The 22,212-nt window shown below is 60.2% G+C and carries 15 protein-coding genes and 1 pseudogene; 4 read left to right on the plus strand and 12 right to left on the minus strand.

Features of this window, described 5'->3' with window-relative positions:
• The 7 genes from hemN to ACV4UY_RS13740 form a co-directional block, all read right to left on the minus strand.
• The coding region (gene hemN / locus ACV4UY_RS13710; protein WP_491608145.1) for an oxygen-independent coproporphyrinogen III oxidase at positions 1 to 1,397 on the minus strand (1,397 nt) is incomplete at its 3' end.
• Between the two features lie 7 nt (positions 1,398 to 1,404).
• Positions 1,405 to 2,472 carry a uroporphyrinogen decarboxylase gene (gene hemE / locus ACV4UY_RS13715; RefSeq protein ID WP_491608146.1) on the minus strand — a complete coding sequence of 356 codons (1,068 nt, stop codon included), beginning with the start codon at positions 2,470 to 2,472 and terminating at the stop codon, positions 1,405 to 1,407.
• A 733-nt stretch (positions 2,473 to 3,205) separates the two neighbouring features.
• Entirely contained in the window at positions 3,206 to 5,176 is a 1,971-nt protein-coding gene (locus tag ACV4UY_RS13720; RefSeq protein ID WP_491608147.1) for an LTA synthase family protein, read from the minus strand.
• Complete coding sequence (gene topA, locus ACV4UY_RS13725; RefSeq protein WP_491608148.1) at positions 5,173 to 7,527, minus strand: type I DNA topoisomerase; 2,355 nt, start codon at positions 7,525 to 7,527, stop codon at positions 5,173 to 5,175. Before topA ends, ACV4UY_RS13720 begins: the two co-directional genes overlap by 4 nt.
• Positions 7,528 to 7,644: 117 nt before the next feature.
• Positions 7,645 to 8,805, minus strand: coding sequence for a DNA-processing protein DprA (gene dprA / locus ACV4UY_RS13730; protein ID WP_491608149.1), 1,161 nt, complete (start codon positions 8,803 to 8,805; stop codon positions 7,645 to 7,647).
• Positions 8,806 to 8,808: 3 nt separating this feature from the next.
• On the minus strand, positions 8,809 to 9,417 hold the full coding sequence (plsY, locus tag ACV4UY_RS13735) for a glycerol-3-phosphate 1-O-acyltransferase PlsY (RefSeq protein ID WP_491608150.1): 609 nt from the start codon (positions 9,415 to 9,417) through the stop codon (positions 8,809 to 8,811).
• A complete protein-coding gene (locus ACV4UY_RS13740; protein ID WP_491608151.1) occupies positions 9,414 to 10,589 on the minus strand; it encodes a TRAP transporter substrate-binding protein in 1,176 nt (391 codons plus the stop codon). Before ACV4UY_RS13740 ends, plsY begins: the two co-directional genes overlap by 4 nt.
• 133 nt (positions 10,590 to 10,722) lie before the next feature.
• On the opposite strand from ACV4UY_RS13740, the gene ssb reads away from it, so the two are divergent.
• A complete protein-coding gene (gene ssb / locus ACV4UY_RS13745) occupies positions 10,723 to 11,277 on the plus strand; it encodes a single-stranded DNA-binding protein (protein WP_491608152.1) in 555 nt (184 codons plus the stop codon).
• A 488-nt stretch (positions 11,278 to 11,765) separates the two neighbouring features.
• On the opposite strand, the gene ACV4UY_RS13750 is transcribed toward ssb, so the two are convergent.
• Positions 11,766 to 13,895: an adenosylcobalamin-dependent ribonucleoside-diphosphate reductase gene (locus ACV4UY_RS13750; RefSeq protein WP_491608153.1), complete on the minus strand. Its 2,130-nt coding sequence runs from the start codon at positions 13,893 to 13,895 to the stop codon at positions 11,766 to 11,768.
• A 243-nt stretch (positions 13,896 to 14,138) separates the two neighbouring features.
• Between ACV4UY_RS13750 and ACV4UY_RS13755 the strand changes: the two genes are divergently transcribed.
• On the plus strand, positions 14,139 to 14,807 hold the full coding sequence (locus ACV4UY_RS13755; protein ID WP_491608154.1) for a rhodanese-like domain-containing protein: 669 nt from the start codon (positions 14,139 to 14,141) through the stop codon (positions 14,805 to 14,807).
• A 656-nt stretch (positions 14,808 to 15,463) separates the two neighbouring features.
• Here ACV4UY_RS13755 and ACV4UY_RS13760 read toward each other — a convergent pair.
• Both ACV4UY_RS13760 and ACV4UY_RS13765 read right to left on the minus strand, forming a co-directional pair.
• The gene (locus ACV4UY_RS13760; protein WP_491608155.1) at positions 15,464 to 16,717 is read right to left on the minus strand and encodes a class I SAM-dependent methyltransferase; all 1,254 of its coding nucleotides are present in this window, start codon (positions 16,715 to 16,717) and stop codon (positions 15,464 to 15,466) included.
• 27 nt (positions 16,718 to 16,744) lie between these two features.
• Complete coding sequence (locus ACV4UY_RS13765) at positions 16,745 to 18,523, minus strand: carbamoyltransferase C-terminal domain-containing protein (protein ID WP_491608156.1); 1,779 nt, start codon at positions 18,521 to 18,523, stop codon at positions 16,745 to 16,747.
• Positions 18,524 to 18,840: 317 nt separating this feature from the next.
• Here ACV4UY_RS13765 and ACV4UY_RS13770 point away from each other — a divergent pair.
• Both ACV4UY_RS13770 and ACV4UY_RS13775 read left to right on the plus strand, forming a co-directional pair.
• A pseudogene (locus ACV4UY_RS13770) lies at positions 18,841 to 18,942 on the plus strand (N-acetylneuraminate synthase family protein); the annotation flags it as partial.
• A complete protein-coding gene (locus ACV4UY_RS13775; RefSeq protein WP_491608163.1) occupies positions 18,934 to 19,518 on the plus strand; it encodes an N-acetylneuraminate synthase family protein in 585 nt (194 codons plus the stop codon). The pseudogene ACV4UY_RS13770 and the gene ACV4UY_RS13775, both read left to right, overlap by 9 nt.
• Before the next feature lie 69 nt (positions 19,519 to 19,587).
• Here ACV4UY_RS13775 and ACV4UY_RS13780 read toward each other — a convergent pair whose 3' ends face one another.
• Both ACV4UY_RS13780 and ACV4UY_RS13785 read right to left on the minus strand, forming a co-directional pair.
• The gene (locus tag ACV4UY_RS13780) at positions 19,588 to 20,280 is read right to left on the minus strand and encodes a glycosyltransferase family 2 protein (protein ID WP_491608157.1); all 693 of its coding nucleotides are present in this window, start codon (positions 20,278 to 20,280) and stop codon (positions 19,588 to 19,590) included.
• Positions 20,277 to 22,046, minus strand: a complete 1,770-nt coding sequence (locus tag ACV4UY_RS13785) for an NAD(P)-dependent oxidoreductase (protein ID WP_491608158.1) — start codon at positions 22,044 to 22,046, stop codon at positions 20,277 to 20,279. Before ACV4UY_RS13785 ends, ACV4UY_RS13780 begins: the two co-directional genes overlap by 4 nt.
• Positions 22,047 to 22,212: the final 166 nt, after the last annotated feature.

Consider the following 22,212-nt stretch of genomic DNA (forward strand, 5'->3'; position numbering starts at 1 on the left):
AAAGCCTTCTTCTGCGGCCCGTTGGCCAAATACCAGTCAAACGCCATGCATACATTGCGAATCAACAACCGCCCCCCAGCCGTCACCCGAACACACCTTCCATCATCCTCCAACAATCCTTCATCCACCATCCGGGCGATCTCACCATTTTCAACCGAAAAATATTGGTCAAAATCAATCCCCAAACGCTCCCCGGTCCATTGACGGTCCAACTGGAAATCACACATCAACCGCATGATCACATCCCGCCGAATCCGATCGTCGACACTCAATTCCAATCCCCGGAAAATCGCCAACTCCCCGGCATCCATGCGGGCATAATACTCCGGAAGGGTCTTGTAATTCTGAGCATAGGCATGGCCGAACTGACTGATCGAGGTCAAACCCAATCCCACCAGATCACACTCGGCACGGGTGGTATAACCCTGAAAATTACGATGCAAGGTGCCCAATCGCTGCGACATGGCCAACTCGTCATCCGGCTTGGCAAAATGATCCATGCCGACATAAACATAACCCGCGGCCAACAATCGGGAAATGGTCTGTTCGAGAATGCGCAGCTTCACCTCGGCGCTCGGCAACTGATTGACATCGATGCGACGTTGCGGCGTGAAGTATTGCGGCAGATGGGCATAATTGAACACCGCCAACCGATCCGGTTGCAGGTCGGTGATCACCACCTCCAAAGTCTTCATGAAGGAGGCTTCGGTCTGCAAGGGGAGACCGTAGATCAGATCCAGATTGATTGAATGAAAGCCGTTGGCACGGGCCTCCTCCACGCATCGCTGGGTCAGTTCAAGGGGCTGAATGCGATTCACCGCCTTCTGCACCGCGGGTTCCAAATCCTGTACCCCAAAGGAGACGCGGTTGAACCCGATCTCCCCCAACCGGGCGATGGTCCCGGTCGGACACTCGCGCGGATCGGCCTCGATGCCGTATTCGCCTGCGCTTTTGTCCGCCAGATGGAAATGATCGCGCAAGGCGGTCCACAACCGGACAGTCTGCTCCATGGTCAGATAAGAGGGGGATCCCCCACCGAAATGGATCTGCCGAACCTGCCGCTCCGAGGTGAAATTCCGGGCCATCAATTCGATTTCCCGGATCAGGGCATCCAGATACGGTACGGCGCGGGTACGATCCGGGGTGATGATCTTGTTGCAGGCGCAGTAATAGCAAACCGTGTCGCAAAACGGAATATGAAGATACAGGGAGAGAGGACGATCCGGCTTTTCGGCGCTGGAACGGGCGATCTCGCGCCGGAAATCCTCGGGTCCGAACCCCTCGTGAAAATGCGGGGCCGTGGGATAGGAGGTATAACGCGGTCCGGACCGATCGTACTTTTCAATCAGGGCGCGGTCGAATCGGACCTCCTGGGATATGACGATGGCATCGCTCATGACGTGATCAAGACCCCTGAAAGGAGAAATTCCGCACGGCCTCGACCAGCACCCCCACCCGTTCGGGCAGGCAATCCGGAGCAATGCCGTGACCCAGATTGAAGATGTGTCCCGGATGGGGACCATACGCCCGCAGGATCCGTTCCGCCTCCTGCCTGATCTCCTCGGGCGAGGCGCGCAACAAACCGGGATCCATGTTGCCCTGCAAGGCCACCTTGCCACCGACCCGCAGACGGGCCTGACCGATATCCGTGGTCCAGTCCAATCCCACCACCTGACAACCGCTTTCGGCCATGGCCTCGAGGTGCTCCCCGCACCCCTTGGCAAACAGGATCACCGGAACCGGCATGCCATCCGGTCCGATGCGTCGCAATCCGGCCACGATGCGGCGCATGCTCTCCAGGGAGAAGTTCAGGAATTCATCGTGATCGAGCACGCCGCCCCAGGTATCGAAAATCTGGACCGCCTGCACCCCGTGGCGAATCTGGGCGTTGAGATAGTCGGTCACCGCCTCGACCAGTCGATCCAGCAGGCGTTGCATCACCTCGGGATGTTCGCGCAGCATGCCCAGAACCCGCGTGAAACTGCGACTCGACCCACCTTCGACCATGTAGGTGGCCAGGGTCCAGGGGCTGCCGGAAAAGCCGATCAGAGGCACCCGGTCCGCAAGCAGGGTACGAATGGTCCGGATGGCATCCATGACGTATTTCAAATCCTTTTCCGGATCCGGCGCGCGCAATCGTTCCACATCGGTTGATGTCTCGATGCGGGGATTGAGAATCGGCCCCTCACCGGTACCAAAACTCAACCCCATGCCCATGGCCTCGGGGATCACCAGAATATCCGAAAAAAGAATCGCCGCGTCCAGACCGAACCGTTCGATGGGTTGCCAGGTCACCTTGGCGGCCAATTCGGGATTTTTGCATAAGGAGAGGAAATTTCCGGCTTCCCGGCGTACCTGCATGTATTCGGGCAGGTAACGACCCGCCTGACGCATGATCCAGATTGGCACCCGATCCGTGGGCAATCCCAGACAGGCTCTTAAAAAACGATGATTCGGTTCGGTCGTGGGCATGGATTTTGCTTTGAGATCCTTCGAATTGATGGGATTTCGGTTGAGAATACGTGGTGACGAATGGCAGGTCGAGGCCATTCTATATGCTATTTTTTTTTATAAATCAAAAGATAGAATAATAAAGGGGGGCACGAATTGTGGATTTTTTTGATAACGTATTGAAATAATTTACAAATTTTATAAAGTCTCCTGGGCATGATGCGTGGATGGTTCAGGGGATTAACTGTGCGCACCGTGGGTTTTGACGGTCATGGGGGTGTTTTTGCCCAGTTTTTGCCTGCAAACATCCACAAGGTGATCCACAGGTGGTTGTGGATGAAAATGTGACGGTGATGTTGGGGTGATGTTCAGGATTGACAGTGGTACCTCCCATGAGGAGACACATTGCCACTCACGGTGGAAGCGACCTTGCGGATGAAGAAGGTTGCTTGCAACGATTCAGGACTCTCCACTGTTGCAGGGGACCGGGGACCGCAAAGTCCCCGGCGGAGGTTCGGAGGCAGAGCCTCCGAGGTTTTGTTTTTGACTTTTTCTTTGATTTTCGCGCGCTTTTCACGATAAGAGTTTTTTCGCGTCCTTTACAAAAAAAACTATTATCGTTAAAAGCGCGCGAAAGGAAACGTCAAAAGATCAAAGTCCCAGGGCTTCGCCCTTGGATCCCACCAGGGGCCATTGGCCCCTGGACCCCGCCGGTTATCCACGCCGGAACCTTGGACCTTTCGCCTCGTCCGGATCACGGGATCTTCTTGTCCAATCCCTTCTTGCGCATGATGTTGGCGGTTTGATAGAAGGCAATCGCATCCCGCAACCCCTCGACATCTTCCTCCTTCTGCAACACCTGCCGCTCATCCCCTACCCGACGCTCGAATCGATAGAAACTCGCCTGATGCTGCGGACTGAGCACGGTCAACCGATCCCCCATGATCAAACCCAACTTCTGATAGGTGCCGATGAAGGCACGCCGCGCCTCGGGCGGGGCCTGGAAAATGTCCTGCCCGAAAAAACGACTGGTGTAGCTGAAATTCAACAAACCCAAGATCGTCGGCGTGATGTCGATCTGACTCATCAAGGCCGACTCCATGCGCACCGGAACATGCCTGGGCGCATGAATCATCAACGGAATGTGATAACGATGCACCGGCAATTCGGTCTTGCCGGCACTCCCCGCACAGTGATCCGCGGTGATGATGAACAACGTGTCGTCAAACCAGGGCCGCTTGCGCGCCTGGGCGATAAACTCCCCAATCGCCCAGTCGGTGTATTTCACCCCACCCTGACGTCCTCCCGGCGAAGGAATGTCGATGCGACCCGCCGGATAGGTGAAAGGACGATGGTTGGAGGTGGTCATGACGAAATAATAAAACGGCTTGCCATCCGCATGAGCCCGATCGGCCTCGCGCATGGTACGCCGGAACAGATCCTCGTCGGCCACACCCCAGATGTTCTCATGGGTGATCTCGCTGGCGTCGAGCAGGGTGCGATCCACCACCTCGAAACCGTTGTGACCGAAAAAGTGATTCATGTTGTCGAAATAACCGTATCCGCCATAAATGAAACGGGTATCGTAACCACGTCGCTTGAACACATCCCCGGAGGAAAAGAGATCCTCGTTGTCGGGTCGCTTCACCTTGCTGCGTCCCGGCGTGGGCGGAACCGACAACACCAGACTCTCCATGCCGCGATCGGTACGGTTGCCGGTGGCATACAGATTGGTGAAGGTGAGAGACTCCTTGGCCAGTCGATCCAGATTCGGGGTGATGTTCTCCTGGTTTCCGAACAGGGCCATGTATTCGGCGCTCATCGACTCGATGGTCAACTGAATCACGTTGAGCCGTTTTTCCGGTCCCGGTTGAACGATGGAACGGGCAATGTCCAGCGGGTCGATCGCATCGAGAGGCCTGGTGTCCGGCGATACCCGCAACCGCTCCCGTACCCGCGCCGCCATCTCCCGGTCGTCGCGTTGCAGATAGAACACCTCGTACGGCAATTCGTTGTGGATGAACGCGGAAAAAAGCGAATAAATGCCGTTTTTGGCCAACTCGTTGTGGTAACGGTTGTTGGAAACCTCGGAGAGATCCTGATCGATGGCGACAAAGGCGACCAACGGAACGATCAGATAGAGCGAACCCCGACGACCCCGCTCCCGCAGGGTGGTAAGGGCGGAAAAGGTGGGATCGAGCCAACCGCGCCGCTGGATCAGCCAGCCGATGGCGAAGGTGACCACCAGAATGGCGGAAAGCAGTTTCGGCACCGGGTAGGATTGACGGATGTTGCCGATCACCTCGTGGGTGTAAACCAGATAATCCACGGCGATGAAGTTGTAACGCACCCCGAATTCGTCCCAGAAAATCCACTCCGAGACGCCGTTGAAGATCAACACATACAGAGCGCAAAAATAGACCAGCTTGAACAGAAGACGCTGCACCGGATGGCGCAGGATCCGATCGGGTAGGAAAATCAGATAGAGGATCAGGGGAATGGAGAAATAAAAGGCGGCGAGAATGTCGAAAAGCAACCCGCTGGCTTCGATCATCACCAGGTTGATGAACGACGGATCCAGGGTATCAAGCGCCTTGAGGCTCAAGATGACCCGGATCACGAACGAAACGACCACAAACAGAAAGATGAACAGATGCAGCGCGCCAAAACGGGAGGCAAGCAGTCGGGCGACTGGGGAGACCGGGATTTCAGAGGAGGGGATCATGTCGAACCCGGCTCACTGGTAGCCACCTTGACCCGATAATCACATCCCTCCGTGGCGCACAGGAGTTCGGTGCCGAACCGCTTGGTGACCTTTTCGGTGAGAAAGGGGGCGTTGCATTTCGGGCAGGGGGTGTTGGGAAGTGGTTTGTTCCACAAGGCTTTCTTGCACTTCGGATACGCGGAGCAGGAGTAGAAGATTTTGCCGTAGCGGGATTTTTTCTCCAAAAACGTTCCCTTGCCGCACTCCGGGCAGACCACGCCGGTATCGATCGGCTTGGAGAGGGGTTGGATGTTGCGACAGCCCGGATAGCCGGAACAGGCCAGATACTTGCCGAAACGACCGCTCTTGATGAGCATCGGTTCGCCGCACTTGTCGCACTTCTCGTCCGACACCTCGGGTGGAGCGACCGGTTTCTCCTCCTCCCCCTCTTTTTTCAGATTCTGGGTGAAACGACACTCCGGATAGTTGGAGCAGGCCAGGAAACGTCCGAAACGTCCGAGTTTGATGAACAACGGCTGTCCGCACTCCGGACACTTCTGATCCGTGGCCTCGCTGGTGATGTCGGAGCGCTTGGTGGTGCTCTCCTTCTCCTCGATCTGACTCTTGAAGGGGGACCAGAAGGAGTCGAGCAGCGGCACCCAGGCCTTCTCCCCGCGCGATACCGCGTCGAGATCATCCTCGAGATGGGCGGTGAAGTGATAATCGACGTACTTTTCGAAGTGCTCGACCAGAAAACGGTTCACCACCTCGCCCACATCCTCGGGCACGAACTTGCGGGCATCGAGCTTCACATAGCCGCGTTCCTGGAGGGTGGACATGGTGGGGGCGTAGGTCGAGGGACGACCGATGCCGAAGCTCTCCAGGATCTTCACCAGCGAGGCCTCGGTGTAGCGCGGCGGGGGTTCGGTGAAGTGCTGGCGCGGGGTGACCGCGCGCATGGCCAGGGCGTCGCCCTGATCCATGGGCGGGAGCATGGTATCGGTTTCGTCCTCGTTGCGCTCCTGCTCGGGCTTGGCGTCGGTGCTTTCGCTGTAGACCTCCATGAAGCCGGGAAAGGCCACCGAAGAGCCGTTGGCGCGCAGTTGATACGGCGCGTGGGCATCGGCGCTCCCCACCGAGATGGTCACCGCCACCTGATCGATCTGCGCCGAGGCCATCTGACAGGCCATGGTCCGCTTCCAGATCAGCTCGTAAAGCCGGAAACCATCCCGATCCAGACTCTTGCGCAGCTGCTCGGGATGGAGGGCCGGATCGGTGGGCCGGATCGCCTCGTGGGCCTCCTGGGCGTTCTTGGCCGAGGATTTGTATTTGCGCGGGGTTTTGGGCACATAGTCCGCGCCATACCGCTCCTTGATCAGCTGCCGCATGGCATTGACCGCCTCGTTGGCCAGCTGCACCGAGTCGGTACGCATGTAGGTGATCAGACCCACGGTCTCCTTGGAGCCGTCGGCCATGGTGATCTCGACCCCTTCGTAGAGCTTCTGGGCCACCATCATGGTTTGGCGGGCGGAAAAGCCGAGCTTGCGCGACGCCTCCTGTTGCAAAGTCGAGGTGATGAAAGGGGGCGAGGGGTTGCGCGCCACCCGTTTCTTTTCGATGGCGGCCACGTAGAGCGGTTGACCCTCGATGGCGGCGACCAGTTGCCGGGCGCGCTCCTCGTTGGGGATGTCGTAGCGGTCGAGTTTTTTCCCCTCGGCCACCGCCAGACGCGCCTCGAAGGGACGGACGTTTCGCTCCTGGGCGACGCGGATCAGATCGGCGCTGATGCTCCAGTATTCCCGCGTCTTGAAGGCGCGGATTTCGTTTTCGCGTTCGCAGATCAGGCGCAGGGCCACGGACTGCACCCGTCCGGCGGAAAGACCGCGCCGCACCTTCTTCCAAAGGAGCGGACTCAGGTTGAATCCCACCAGATAATCCAACGCCCGCCGCGCCTGTTGGGCATTGACCAGATTCATGTCGATGTCGCGCGGATTGGCGACGGCCTCCAGGATGGCCCGCTTGGTGATCTCGTGGAACACCACCCGTTTGCAGGGGATCTTGGCCAGCTCCTTGCGGCTTTTCAGGGTTTCGAGCACATGCCAGGAGATCGCCTCGCCCTCGCGATCGGGGTCGGTGGCCAGCAACAGCATTTCGGCGCCCTTGGCGGCCTTGGCCAGTTCGGCCACATGCTTGGTCGAGTCGGAAGAGACCTCGTAGTGCATCCGGAACTGATCCTCCGGATCCACGGAGCCGTCCTTGGAAGGCAGATCCCGGATATGGCCATAGGTGGCGGCCACGGCATAGTCCTTGCCGAGGAACTTATTGATGGTCTTGGCCTTGGCCGGAGACTCCACGATGACGAGAGTGGTCATGAATCTTTAAGTAACGCTTCGCGATGAAGGTTGGAATTCGAGGAAACCGTTCCAGGGTCGAGTCGATTGTGTTTTAAAGACAAGCCGCGTGTCATGCAACCACGAACGACGTGCCGTTCAACCGGGTCGCGTGGTGACGTATCGACCACCAGGCAACCGTTGCACCAGACCGGACAGTTCAAGATGCAGTAAGATGCGTGAAAGCGCGGTCACTGTCAATTGACAACACCGAGCCAGATCATCTTCCTGGGAGGTACCGGCCTCGATGAGGGTCAGAATGGTGGCCGCGTCGCCGGTACACCGGCCCGCGGGAGGGTGGAAAGCGTCGGGAGGGGCCGACAGGGCGGACGGAAGCGGCGGTGCGGGGCGACTCCAAGCCAGCTCTTCGAGGATGTCGTCAGCCCGTTCCACCAGGCGTGCCCCCTGGCGCAGCAGGTTCAAATTGCCGCGCCGGGTCGGATCGTTGGGTGCGCCGGGCACGGCGAACACCTCGCGACCCTGTTCGAGAGCCATGCGGGCGGTGAGGAGCGCGCCGGAGTTTTCCGGCGCCTCGACGATCACCACGCCGCGCGTCAGCCCCGAAAGGATGCGGGCGCGGGGCGGAAAGACCCAGGGGACCGGTTGCAGACCGAGGGGGGCTTCGCTCACCACGCACCCCCGTTCCGCGATGCGTTGTTGCAACGCCTGATGTTCGCGTGGATAAACCACGTCCACCCCGGTGGCCACCACCGCCACGGTGGGACCATCGGCCTCCAGGGCGCCGAGATGGGCCGCGGCGTCGATGCCGCGCGAGAGTCCGCTTGCCACGACGCCGCCGACGCGGGTGAGGGCTCCGGCCAGCTCCCGACTGAATCCCTGTCCTCTGGGCGTGGCGTGACGGGTGCCGGTGATGGCGATCGCGGTTTCGCCGTGGAGATGACGCGGGTCGCCGACCACGAACAGGGCGGGGGGCGGGTCGTGGATGGCGGCCAGCATGGGCGGATAGTCGGGGGTGCCGAGCAGGAGCATGCGACCGCCCAGGGCATGCAACCGGTTGAGTTCGTTGGCGATTGGTTGGATGGGAATGTCGCGGCGGAAGGTTTCCAGAATCCGGATCAGGGCCGGGCGGATGCCGGGAATGGCGGACAGGCGACTGCGCGAGGCGGTGAGCACCGTTTCCGGGCTACCCAAATGTTCGATCAGTTCCGCGATCTGGACCGGTCCGATGCGCGGCGAGCGGATCAGGCGCAACCAGTCGATGGCGAGTTCGGGATTCGGATCGTCCAGACGGGCTGTCACGTCTCACCCGTCGGATTGTTTCTTGCCGATGCGCGGTTCGGTTCCGGCGAGCAACCGTTGGATGTTGGCCCGATGGCGCCAGAAGACCAGCAGCGCGATCACGCCATGAATGCCGGGTGCCAGGGCCGGCGCCGGCAGCACGAGCAGGGAGAGCGGACCGACCACGAAGGCGATCAGGGCCGAAAGGGAAGAAATCCGCAGCCATTTGGCCATGCCGATCCAGGTCAGCACCATCAGCAGCCCCGGCCAGGGGGTCCAGGCCAGCAGGGCGCCGAGGGCCACCGCCACCCCCTTGCCACCCTTGAAGCCCAGGTAGACCGGATACAGATGGCCCAGGAAGGTACATACCACCGTGGCGGCGGTGATCGGGGCCTCGACGCCATGCAGCCCGATGGCGATTCCGACCGCCAGGGTCCCCTTGCCGATGTCGAGCAGCAGGGCGATGGCGCCGGCCTTGCGACCCGCGACCCGCAGCACGTTGGTGGCGCCGATGTTGCCGCTGCCTTGGGCGCGGATGTCGCCGACCCCGGCCAGGCGGGCCACGATCAGGCCGAACGGGACCGCGCCCAGCAGATAGGCGCCGATCAGCGTGGCGATTTCCAGGAGGTTCATGGTTTGGGTGTTGCCTTGCTGGCCGGTTCGGAGCCGGAGGTTGGTTGCGGATTGGTTTTTGGGGGCGTGGTTTTTTTGTTTTTGGCCGGATCGCCCTCCTTTTTGCCGGACGACTCCCGTTTGGCCGGTGCTGGCGGTCCCTGATTGAACGATGCGGCCTTGGCCACCACGCCGGGTTGATTGAGCTGCGTTTCGCACGCTTGAATCGTTTTCTGGCTCAGGGCCTTGAGGGCATCGGAGGTCAGTTCCTGCTCGGTTGGGATCGGGGTGGCGACGTGGTATTCGGCGGACCACTTATCCAGAATTTTCTTCTCCTGGGAGAAGGCCTGTTCCATGACCCGTGGCAAAACCGTGGAGGCGGCGTGGGTGATCCCCTCTTGCAGCGTCTGGGGGAGTTTGTTGAACCACTCCAGGTGAACCACCAGCACCATCCAGCCGTGCAGGTGGCGGGTTTGGTGAAACGCCTTGGCGTTGGCATTGGCGAAGGCGGTGCGGTTGAGCATCTCCGGGGTGGCGGCGATCCCCTGGACCCAGCCGGAGCTGATCGCCTCGGTGAGGTCGGAGGCCGGCATGGAGGAGGGTTGCAGACCGAGCGCCTGGTGGAGTTCGATCATCCACGGATCGTTGGGCACCCGTGTCGGCAGACCGTTCCAGGTGGCCGTTCCGCTGGCTGCGGCGCGAAAGTTCAGCACCCCATAAAATCCGTACGAGCCATAGCCGACCACCAGGAGATTTTTGCCTTTCGCCGCCTCGCGCAAGGCGGTGTCCAGAGCGGATCCGGTCAAGCCGCGCACCTGTTCCGGGCGGGTGAAGAGGCGTGGCGTGGCCAGCGCGCGGAACGGGGCCACCTGGCGTGCCAGGGTGAGGGGCGAGAAGAATCCCCCTTCCAGATTTCCGGCGAGGAGTTCCTGCAACGCGGTCTCCTCGGCTCCTTTCTTGCCGTTGGTGAGCAGTTCCGGACGGATTTTTTTCTCCGAGCCCTCTTCGACCGTCTTGGCGAATTGGGAGAGCGCCTGCACATAGACCACATCCCCCTTGTGGATGGCCGCCAGGCGCATCGGGATGGTTTCGCCGGCATCGGGTGGCGGCGGGGTCGGTTCGGCGTGGAGCGGGGCGATGCAGGCCGAGAGGATCCAGATCAGAAAGGCGATCAGCGGCTTGGGGTGGTGCATGGCGAAGTGTTCTCGATGAAAGGGCCATGGCCGGTGTGGGATGCTTGCAAAACCGGCTGTTTTTTTCTATTGTGCCACGAAGGCGCTTAACAATACACGGCGAAATTTCTCGAAGGCATGGGAGTCTTGGCGGATGTCCAGATCATTGAACAAAGTGCAGTTGATCGGCAATCTGGGTTCGGATCCGGAGGTGCGTTTCACCCAGGACGGGCGTCCTATCGCCAATCTGCGCATTGCCACTTCCGAATCCTGGAAGGATCAGCAGGGGCAGATGCAGGAGCGGACCGAGTGGCATCGGGTGGTCATTTTCGGCAAGTTGGCCGAGATCGCCCAGCAGTATCTGCGCAAGGGGTCCAAGGTTTACATCGAGGGTCAGTTGCAGACCCGCAAGTGGACGGACAATCAGAATCAGGAGCGTTACTCCACCGAGGTGGTGTTGCAGCCTTACAACGGTCAGATGATGATGTTGGATTCCCGTCCCGCAGGCATGGGACCGCAGGGTGGTGGGGCTGGTTATGGTGGTGGTGCGGGCGGGCAGGATTATGGTTCGACCGAGTATCACCGTCCGGCCCCGGCGGCGGCGGGAGGTCGCGGGAGTGGTGGCGGCGGGAGTGGTGGCGGTGCCAGTCATCCGCCGTTGGATGATTTCGCCCAGCCCCCGAGTTTCAGCGACGATATCCCGTTTTGAGCGAAAATTGATGGGGTCCAGGGGCCAATGGCCCCTGGTGGGATCCAAGGGCGAAGCCCTTGGGACTTGGTTTTTGATTTTTTCGTCTTTTCTGTCTTTGCCTTTATCCTTTTTCTTTTAGGCGCGTCTTACAAGAAAAAATTTTTCACGTTTTTGTGAAAAATTTTCGCGCCAGCCTTGGAAGATGGATCGTTTTGCAAACGACGCAAAACGATCCATCTTCGCCTTGCCTCCAACAGGCCGCCGAAAGCGGCTTAGATGCCGACATGCAATTCGTCCCCTCCTTATGCCCTGGCGGGCAACGGAGGGGGCACATGAGACCCGCGCGCTGCGCGATTTTTCGCAAAAATCGTTTATCGTGGAAAGCGCGCGAAAACCAAAACCTCGGAGGCTCTGCCTCCGAACCTCCGCCGGGGACCTTCGGCCCCCGGTCCCCGGCGAACGTTTCGGCCCCGATCCCCGCGAACGTTGTCACCCTTTCTCGGACATCACAACTTCCCGTAATATCCTTCCTTCAACGCATCATACAGATTGGCGGCGGTGTGGATCTCCCCGTCATACTCCACCTCTTCATCGCCACGCAACTCCACACTCTCCCCACTCTCCAACACGAACCGATAGGTGGTGCTGGCCAAATCCTGATTTTTCACCAACACCCCCTGAAACGCCTCGGGATTGAACCGGAACGTGGTACACCCCTTCAAACCACTCTCGTAAGCCTTGAGATAGATCTCCTTGAACCGGTCATACGGGAAATCGGTCGGCACGTTGATGGTCTTGGAGATCGAAGAATCGATCCACTTCTGCGCCGCGGCCTGAATCTCCACATGATCTTCGGGAGCAATGGAGCTGGCATCCTGAAAATTGGCCGGCAAACGGGCAGACTCGTCCGTGGCGAAGGGATCGGCCTTGGGATTGATCAGAACACGATAGGCCAGCAGCTCGTAAGAGTAGACATCCACCTTCTCCTTGGTCTTGCGCCCGGCCACGATCACGTTGCGCGAATACTTGTGCGAAAAACTCGGCTCGATGCCGTTGGAACAGTTGTTGCCCAACGACAGGGCAATGGTGCCGGTGGGCGCGATCGAGGTGTGATGGGTGAACCGACAGCCGTGCTCGGCGATCCGCTCCCGCAAAACCGCGGGAAACTGCGCCAGATAACGACTGTAACGGGCCAACAACACCTTGCCGGGCACCTGATCGCCGATACGAATGCCATCGGCGGCCATCTCGGGACGCTTGGCCAACATGGCGGCATCCACGGTGAACAACTCCGCCATGATCGGCGCCGGCCCTTTTTCCAAAGCCAGCTCGACCCCACATTCGAAACCGATGATCGCCATCTCACGGGAGACAGCCTCGGTGAAACGGACCGAAGCGGCATCGCCATAGGTCATGTTGAGCATGACGATGGTCGAACCCAACCCCATGAACCCCATGCCGTGACGCCGCTTGCGGGCGATCTCGGCGGCCTGCGGGGCCAACGGCAGACCGTGGATCTCCACCACGTTGTCGAGCATGCGGGTGAACACCCGCACCACCTCGCGAAACCGCTCCCAATCGAAGGCGGTCCGAGGGGTGAACGGATCACGCACGAAACGGGTCAGGTCGATGGAACCCAGCAGACAGGCCCCATGCGGCGGCAAGGGCTGCTCCCCGCACGGATTGGTGGAACGGATCTCTTCGCAGAACCAGTTGTTGTTCATCTCGTTCACCTTGTCGATGAGGATGAACCCCGGTTCGGCATAATCATAGGTGGAGGTCATGATCAGATCCCACAACCGCCGCGCCGGCAGCCGACGATAGACCCGACAGGCCACCTCGCCACGGTCGTTGAGGCGATAGGGGGCGGTGATCACCGGCCAGGGACGGTAGACCAGCTCGATGGAAGGGTCCTGCAATTCACGGGCGTTGGCCGGAAAGACCAGATCCCACTCGCGATCCTCCTTGACCGCCTCGATGAAAGGGGTGGTGATCAGACACGACAGGTTGAACTGACGCAAACGACCATCCTCGCGCTTGGCGCGGATGAAATCCAACACGTCGGGATGGGAGATGTCGAAGGTGGCCATCTGCGCCCCCCGGCGTCCGCCGGCGGAAGAGATGGTCTTGCACATGGCGTCGAAGATGTCCATGAACGACAACGGGCCGGAGGTGCTGGAACCGGCACCCGCCACATAGGCCCCGCGCGGACGCAACGTGGAAAATTCGTAACCGATGCCGCAGCCGGCTTTCAGGGTGAGACCCGCCTCGCGCACCATGTCGAGGATCTCGACCATGGAGTCCCCCACAATGCCGGAGACCGTGCAGTTGATGGTGCTGGTGGCTGGTTTGTGGTCGCCGGCACCGGCATTCGAGACGATGCGGCCACCGGGAATCGCCCCCTGACGCAGGGCATCGAGAAAACGACGCTCCCAATCGGCACGCTTCTCCTCGGACTCCACCGCCGCCAGGGTGGCGGCCACCCGTTTCCAGGTATCCTCCAGATTTTGATCGACCGGTTCGCCGCTGGAGGTCTTGAGACGATACTTGCTGTCCCAGATGGCCAGCGAGGCGGGTTGCAGATCGATGCCCGTTGACGGACAAGGGCTTGTTTTTGCAAAATCTTCCTTGGGCATTCGCGGTTTCCTGATGCAAAATTTTTAAGTAAAACAATTGATTAACACGAATCTTCACTCTATCATGAATGGATTCGACAAGGAAGGAAGAACCGTTTCACAACAGCCGAGAGAGTCGAAATTTTATCTTTTTTTAATTGCATTCAACTCAATTGATGTTACCATCCATTTATTTAATCGTGTCCGTTGTCGGACATGCGACCGAAGCAACTCCGAACTCTCCGCAACGAAAGGAACCTTCTCATGAATCCCTCGCGCGTTTGGAAACTCTCGTTCGTGCTCCTGCTGTTCTCCTGGCTGCTGCCGATTGGCACCACGTCGGCTCAACCGGTCAACATCACCAAGGATCTGGAGAAATTCACCGTCAAGCACGGCAACCAACAGGTTACGGTCATGCGCAATCAAGATACCCGCGCGGTGATCGAACCCGATTTCGCCAAGATCGCCCGCAACTGTCCGCCGTTCTGCATCCAGCCCATGGAGGCGGCGCCAGGGGTCAAGACCATCGAAGAGCTGGAGTTGATTGATTTCATGAGACAAGAGATCAACAACGATACCGGTGTTCTGATCGATGCTCGAACCCCGGATTGGAATGCCCAAGGGGTGATTCCCGGTTCGATCAACATCCCCTACTCGGATATCTCCCCATCGATGGGCGCCAACCCCATGGAGATCGAACGGGTTCTCAAGCCACTTGGGGTGTTGCTCAAGGATTCGGGCGCCCTGGATTTCTCCAAGGTCAAGAGAGTGGCGATCTGGTGCAACGGTCCCTGGTGCGGACAGTCCCACGCCGCCATCCGCGGATTGCTCGAACTCGGATTTCCGGCAGACAAGATCCTCTACTACCGGGGCGGCATGCAGATGTGGAAACTGTTCGGTTTCACCGTGGTTCCCCCCGCGGATGCGTTGTGATTCGGATCGGATGCATTGAATCGCCATCCCCCATCACGGGATGCGTCGTTCCATGATCAAGGGTCCAGGGGGGATTATCCCCCTGGTGGGATCCAAGGGCAAAGCCCTTTGGACTTTAGTTTTTGACTTGAGCGCGTTCTTCTCAAAGAAGCATTTTTCGCGTCTTTTGCGAAAAATGCGCCGCGCGCAGCCTTCGCGAGCTTCGTTGGGTGAGGGGGTTCTCCCCCCATCATGCCAGTTTACCGTGGAACTCCCGTAAGGGAGGTCCACGGTTGGGGGGTGAGGGGGTTCTCCCCCCATCATGCCAGTTTACCGTGGAACTCCCGTAAGGGAGGTCCACGGTTGGGGGGTGAGGGGGTTCTCCCCCCATCATGCCAGTTTACCGTGGAACTCCCGTAAGGGAGGTCCACGGTTGGGGGGTGAGGGGGTTCTCCCCCCATCATGCCAGTTTGGAAACGAAGCTCGTCTTTTGCACTGTGGCCTTGCGTGAAACGACGCATCTCAAAATAGACGCGGTTTAAAAAGTCAAAGCCAAACCTCGGAGATTCCGTTTCCGCACTTAAGCCGGGGCCCTCGCGGCCCCCCGTCCCCCGCAATCGTGGGGGGTGCTGAATAGTTACCCCACGCGAAACTTGGCTGGATGGGGGAATATCTCCTCACGCCACGTCCGTTGCATCCTGGGTGGACAACAGACCGTGGGGAGCCGGTCCTTCGCGATAGCCCACGAAAAAGTTCAAACCCACGCCGTTGGCGCCACGAAACAGAGCGCGCGTCTGGCCTAGAAACGCCTCCACGCGCTCCACCTCACCGGTGGCCAGGATCCGAAACAGCTCTTCGACCTCCCGCAACAACCCTTCCGCGCCCTCTTCCTCCTCGGGAAAACGGTCCAATCCGGCCCGAACCCCGGCCAGCAACCCCTCGGCGGCTCCGGCCAATGCCTTCGGGTCCACGCGCCGTGCGGAGGTCACATCGCCAACCTGGGCAACCAGGGTATCGATCAAACGGCTCAAGGAGCGTGAACGCTCCAACCAGATCCGCCCCAAATGGACATCATCTTCCCGATGCGCCATCCAATGCAGTTCAGCCGCGCCCGCCACTCCGGGATCATTGGCCAGATCGTGCATCACCCCCTTGATGGGGGGATCCACCAGTCGGGACGGCATGAACGGAGGCCAGGCCGAATAGAGCCGCACACCGCTCCGGGAGAACCAGGTCAACACCTCGCCACTGCCGGGACAATCGATTTTGGGATTGACATAGGTATCGTGAATGATCGCGGCGCGGCTGCGTCTTCCGAACCGCTCTGCCCGATCGATATTCTCCTTGAACAGCCGTTCGGCCATGGCCGGGATCTCCGCTTCGTCCCGAGCCAGGGCCTGGATGATCAACCGCTGGAGATTGCGCTGGAACATCCCGGCGCGGGTGCAGATCGCCAACAACAAAAAACCACCCGGCTTCAGACAGGAGGCCAGGCGCGCGAACCCCTCCTCCTTGGCGGCGGTGTGATGCAACACCCCTTCGCAGCTTACGATATCGAAGCGCTCCGCGCCGGGATCGAAGTCGAACAGCGACTGCTCCACGAAACGATAGCGCGCCTCGGAAGGTGCGCGCTTTTTGAAGATGGCGCGGGCCCGTTCCAGGGCCAGGGAATTCATCTCCACCAGGGTCAGATCCGCGCCCCAACGGCTGTAGAAGATGGCATGCTCCCCGGTTCCACATCCCAGATCGAGCATGCGGGCACCGCGAAACAGTTGGGGGGGCAGTTTCAGGTAGTCCCGAAACAGCAGGATCCGCCGCCGCTCCTCTTCGGCCAACCGCGCATCCGACTCCAGAAAACGGACCGACGGGTTTTCCTGCTGGTAGACCCGCAGAACCTCCCGTTCCACCTGTTGACGCTGTTCAATGGTCATGATTGTTTATGCTCTCAACCAACCGGATCATGGCTTGCTCACCAGCCACGAACCGATCCAGACATGCCGCAAGCCGGAACGAACGAAGGTGCTCACCGCATCCTCGGGTCCGGCCACCATGGGTTCACCGTGCAGATTGAAGGAGGTGTTCAACAGCGCACCGATGCCGGTACGCGCCTCGAAGGCCGAAATCAACGCATGGTAGCCGGGATTGACCTCCGGAAACACCACATGGGGCCGCGAGGTGAAATCATACGGGTGCAGACCGCTGATCATCTCTTCGCGGCCCAGCGGTGTGGAATCGAAGGCCAGGGTCATGTAACGGGCATCGAGACGCTTGGGATTGACAAAATAGTCATCAGACCGTTCGGCCAGAATGCTGGATGCGAACGGCATCCAGAAATCGCGCTGCTTGATCATCTCGTTGATCTCGCGCACCACGCCCGAATCGCGCGGATTGGCCAGGATCGAACGGTTGCCCAGGGCGCGGGGTCCGAACTCCCAGCGTCCGGCGCAACGGGCCACCACCTCGCCTCGGGCCAGGATGTCAGCCACGTCGCCCGCCTCGGCGCGACGCACCTGACAACCCGAGGGAATGCCACCCGCAGCAATGGCCCGTTCCGCCTCGGCATCCGAGAACGATGCCCCCAGATAGGGGGTATCAAACGGGGCGATCGCCTCCACCCGCTCCGCCTCCACCGTCGGATGGGAGGTGGCGGCGATCAGGGCCGCACCAACGGAGATCGATTCGTCTCCGGAACCGGGCGGCACGAACAGGGAGGTCACCTCCGGCAGTTCCCAGATCACCTTGTTGGCCTTGATGTTCATGGCCACGCCGCCGGTCAACACCACATCCGCGATGCCGGTGGCCGTCACGCCGTTGCGTACCCACTCGGCCAGCAACTCCTCGGTTCGTTTCTGCACCCCCCAGGCGATGCCGTCGAAACGGATCCCTTCGAGACGCTCCTTGAACCAGAAGAAGTGATCCGTCGGTTCGGTGGCATAGGAGAAGCCCAGACCATCGTTTCGCAGGGTCGAGGCATAGACTTCATAGGCCAGACGACCGTACTTCTCGTTGGCATAGGGTGCCAATCCCATGGTCTTGAAGGCGTGTTCGAACTGTTTCATGCCCAAAAGCAGGGTGGCGTACCGGTAGATGCGACCGATGTTGCAACGGCTGTCGCGATGCAGCTCCCGCAGAGGACCGCGCGCGCGCGCCTCCCACACCGTGCCGTTGCAACCATCCCCGCCGCCATCCGTGGTGAAGACCAGCGTATCATCGCGACGCGCGGATTGGACCAGATAACCATACCAGGCGTGACAGGTGTGATGGTCGTGGACGCTGATCCGCTCGACGGGCAGACCGCTGTAGGCTTGCAGATGCTTCAGGCGCGCCTTGAGCATCCCTTCGGCGTCATCCTCGTGGGCGATCAGGCTCTCATCGTAGATGCGTCGGGAAGGGTCTTCCCGATGGGCGAACACCTCGGTATAAACAGGCTTGCCGGTTCCCTCCAGACGCGGTTTCCAATAGTGGGTCTGCTCGCGCCAGAAGTCGGCGATGGAGAAATTCTCCCGTGGAATGAAAAAATATTTCGGCGGCAGCCGACGCGTGGCCAGGGCGATGCGGTCGACCTGGGCCATGGTGATTCCCGCCAGTCGCAACACACCCTCCACCGCGTGAAACGGAAAGCCGGAGCGGGTGGTCTGACGGATGGGTCGATCCTCGCTCATGGCCGCCACCAGCTTGCCATCCACCAGAAGAGCCGCGCTTGCGCCGTGTCCGTCGTGGATCCCGAGAATGATCATGTTCCTTGCCTCGCTTATCGGCTGGTGATCGCAATCTTGACAGGATGGGGGGAGAACCCCCCTCACCCCCCGACCATGGACTGCCGTGATCGAGGGATTGGAAAAGGACTCTAACGCATGGTCCAGGGGTGGTCAATGTCCTGGTTTCCGTTAGTCACTGGAAGCCGGGATGGGAAAAATCTTTACCGATCGCACCGCCGCGCCTAAGATGAAGCCGGCCCGACTCGCTGGCAAGGCACCCCGCCAAAGCGGGCGTTCAAACGAACCCATGGACACGAAACCGATTTTTTTTGCAAGGATACCCCATCATGATGTTCATCGCGGAAATCGGCATGAACCACAACGGCCACTTCGCCCTGGCCGGGGAGTTGATTCGTCAGGCCAAACTGGCCGGAGCGGATGTGGCCAAGATGCAGCTCGGCTGGCGGGATGGCGAGGGGGAGATCAACCGCCTGACCCCGGAGATCATTGCCCAGCTCTATCGCATCGCGGAATTTTATCAAATCGAGCTGCTGTTCTCGGTGATCCGTCCCGATGCCTGGGAGATGCTGCGACCGTTTCAACCCAAACGGATCAAGATCGCCTCGCGCACGGTCAACGACCATCCGGATCTGGTGCGCGGGATCGTCGCCACCGGCCTGCCGGTGATCGTGTCGCTGGGCATGTGGCAGGGGGAGGGGCTGCCGTTCGGAGAGCCGGAGAATGTCTCCTATCTCTGGTGCCGCTCCAGTTATCCGGCCCAGGCCTGGGATCTGACCGCTCTGCCCAAATCGTTCGATGGTTCCCCCTACGCGGGCTACAGCGACCATTCGCTGGGCATCGAGGTGCCGCTTCTGGCCATCGCGCGCGGAGCCCGGATCATCGAAAAACATTTCACCCTGGACAAATCCGATACCACCATCCGCGATCATGTCCTGAGCGCCACCCCCGACGAATTCGCACGCATGGTCACCCTGGGGCGCGGCATGCGGCGTTATTTGCGGCAGGGGGTCTGAAAAAGGCCACATCGACCATCACAAGGGCGAGTGACGGACAGTCAGACGGTCAAGGAGAACGGCAGACAGTCAGACGGTCTCCCCGTCCTTTTGCGCCAATTCACGCAATTTTTCATCATAAATGGCCACATCCGCGTGGTTGAGGGTGCGGTTGGCGGCGTGATGGCGGTATTTGTAGAACGGAAACTCCAGCCGCCCGATGCGGTATCTGGCCTCGAACCGGAGCCGCAATTCGTGTCCCTCGCGCATCTTGAACTCCGGATCGTACAACCCGACGTCAAACAGACACTCCTTGCGGAACATGATGCCGCAGGCGATCGGATCTTCCATGCAGTTGAAGCGACCCAGGGTGTTCTCCAGATGGTCCACCTTCACGTAATCGATGGCCACGGCCTGGTACTGGCGGTTGACATCCAGAAAGAGCTTCATGATCTGTAGACAACTTCGGTTGAGATAATCGTCGGCATCGACGCGGATCACATAACGTCCCCTGGCCTGGCGGATGGCGTTGTTCAAGGCCACGGGCAATCCCAGGTTGGTTTCATGAACCAACACGCGCAGATTTTTCAAGACCGACAGATTGGCCAGCACCTCGCGGGTATGGTCCGGGCTGCCGTCATCGACCACCAGGATTTCGAAAGCCCCCAGGGTCAACCCCTCCTGATGGCTGATGCTGCGCACGCACCGTTCCACCCAGTCGCCCTGGTTGTAACAGGCGACGATCACCGAGATGTCGGGGAGATAGGAGAGTTCCTTGCTCATGGCCTGGCCTGTTGATCGGCCAACAGCCGCTCCCGCACCGCGGCGAGGGCGAATCGGGCCGCCTTGAGTTCCGAATCCCGCGTCAGACCGGCGATGTGCGGAGTGATGAGCAGATGGTCATGGGTGGCGGCATACCGGATCAGGGGATGGCGACGTTTGTCGGAGAGGAACTCATCCGAGATCACATCCAGTCCGGCGGCGGCCAGATGGCCGGATTCCAGGCTGGCGAGCAGCGCGGACTCATCGACGATCTCGCCGCGTGAGACGTTGATGAAGATCGCGCCAGGGCGCATGGCGGCAAACCAGGAATCATCGACCATGCCGGTGGTGGAGGCGTCCAGGTGGACCGCGATCAACACGATGTCGGCCACGGCCAGCACCGCGGCGTGGGAGTCGAGTTGTTCCACGCCGGGGTCGGTGATGGTTTTGTAAGGATCGAAGGCCACGACCCGCATGCCGAAGGGTTGGGCATAACGGGCGATGTTGCCGCCGATGCGACCGAATCCGATGATGCCCAGGGTGCGTTCCTGGAACTCCACGGCGCGCAGTTCATCCTCGATGTCGCGCCAGTAGCCCTGCCGGACCCGTTCGGCGGCCTGGGGGAGTTTGCGCACCGTGGCCATGATCAGGGCCCAGGTGAACTCCGAGGAGGCCTTGATGGTGTGGACGAAATCGCTGTCCTTGAGGCACGAGACCGGCAGGTCGCGGGCGGCGCACCAGAGCCGGTCGATGTGATTGGAACCGGTGGAGGGGGTGGCCAGGATGCGCAGACGACCCCCGGAGCGTTCCAGCAGCGCGGCATCGATGGTGTAGGTGGGGCATGGAGAGCAGATCCAGCCATCCACCTCGCCGAGCAGTTCCGCCACCTGATCGCGACTGGCGCCGTGGGCCAGGATGCAATCGGCGAATTCACTCAGCTCGGCGCGAATCTCGGGCAGAAAGTGAATCGGCGTGGTCACCAGCACCACGGGCCGTCCCCCCTGGATCAACCGTTCCACGCAGGACTTTTCGACCGGGACCGGGCGATTGTCGCAGAAACCGTGACGCATCAGACATTCGGCCAGGGTGAAATCGAGCCGTTCATCGATGTTGATCGACCGTTCCGGTTCCATGAGATAGGGTCGGCTGTCGGCGCCGTGCCGGCTCTCCAGCTCGACGATGGCACGTCGTGTCATGGCGTAGATGGCGCCGTTGCGGATGTAGGATGGGGGCTTGAGATCCTGACGCCGCGAGCCGATGGCCGGTTCGGGATACTCCCGGGTGAAATCGACGATCTGGTCATCCACGATTCGTTTCAGGCGGATCGGATGTTTTTCACCGGTATCCACCATGCTGATCACCGAATCGGCGCCGGTTGAGATCAGTTTTTGCAGGGCGCCATCCACGTCGCGTCCATCCCGCAGCGGCGAGACGCAGGGCAGCTCCACCACATAGTCGTAACGCACGCCGAGGATCCGTTCGGTCTCCAGGACCGCGTAACGCAACGAGGGGGCCGAGGCGATCAGATCGCCGGAGAGTTCGGCGGGACGCAAGAAGGGGGTTGTCGCCCCGTAACGCCGGGCGATCGCGGCATAGCGTTCGCTGTCGGTGGAGACCACCACATCCGTGACCAGTCTGGCATCCAGCCCGGCCCGAATCGAATAGGCCATCAACGGATGTCCCAGAATGGGACGGATGTTCTTGTCGGGAATCCCCTTGGAGCCACTTCTGGCCTGAATCACGGCAAGAATCCGGGGGGATGGGGTGGAAGCGGCGAAATCGGACATGGCGTGGATGACTCTGTTTCGATGTGGACGGACGGATCCATCATAGCGCAAATGCACGGAGGATTTCCACTCTGGCCTTGCCTTTGGCTGTTCACCCCTCACCCCCCCTCACCCCTCACCCCTCACCCCTCACCCCTCACCCCTCACCCCTCACCCCTCACCCCTC

The organism is Candidatus Magnetaquiglobus sp. (assembly GCF_058402785.1).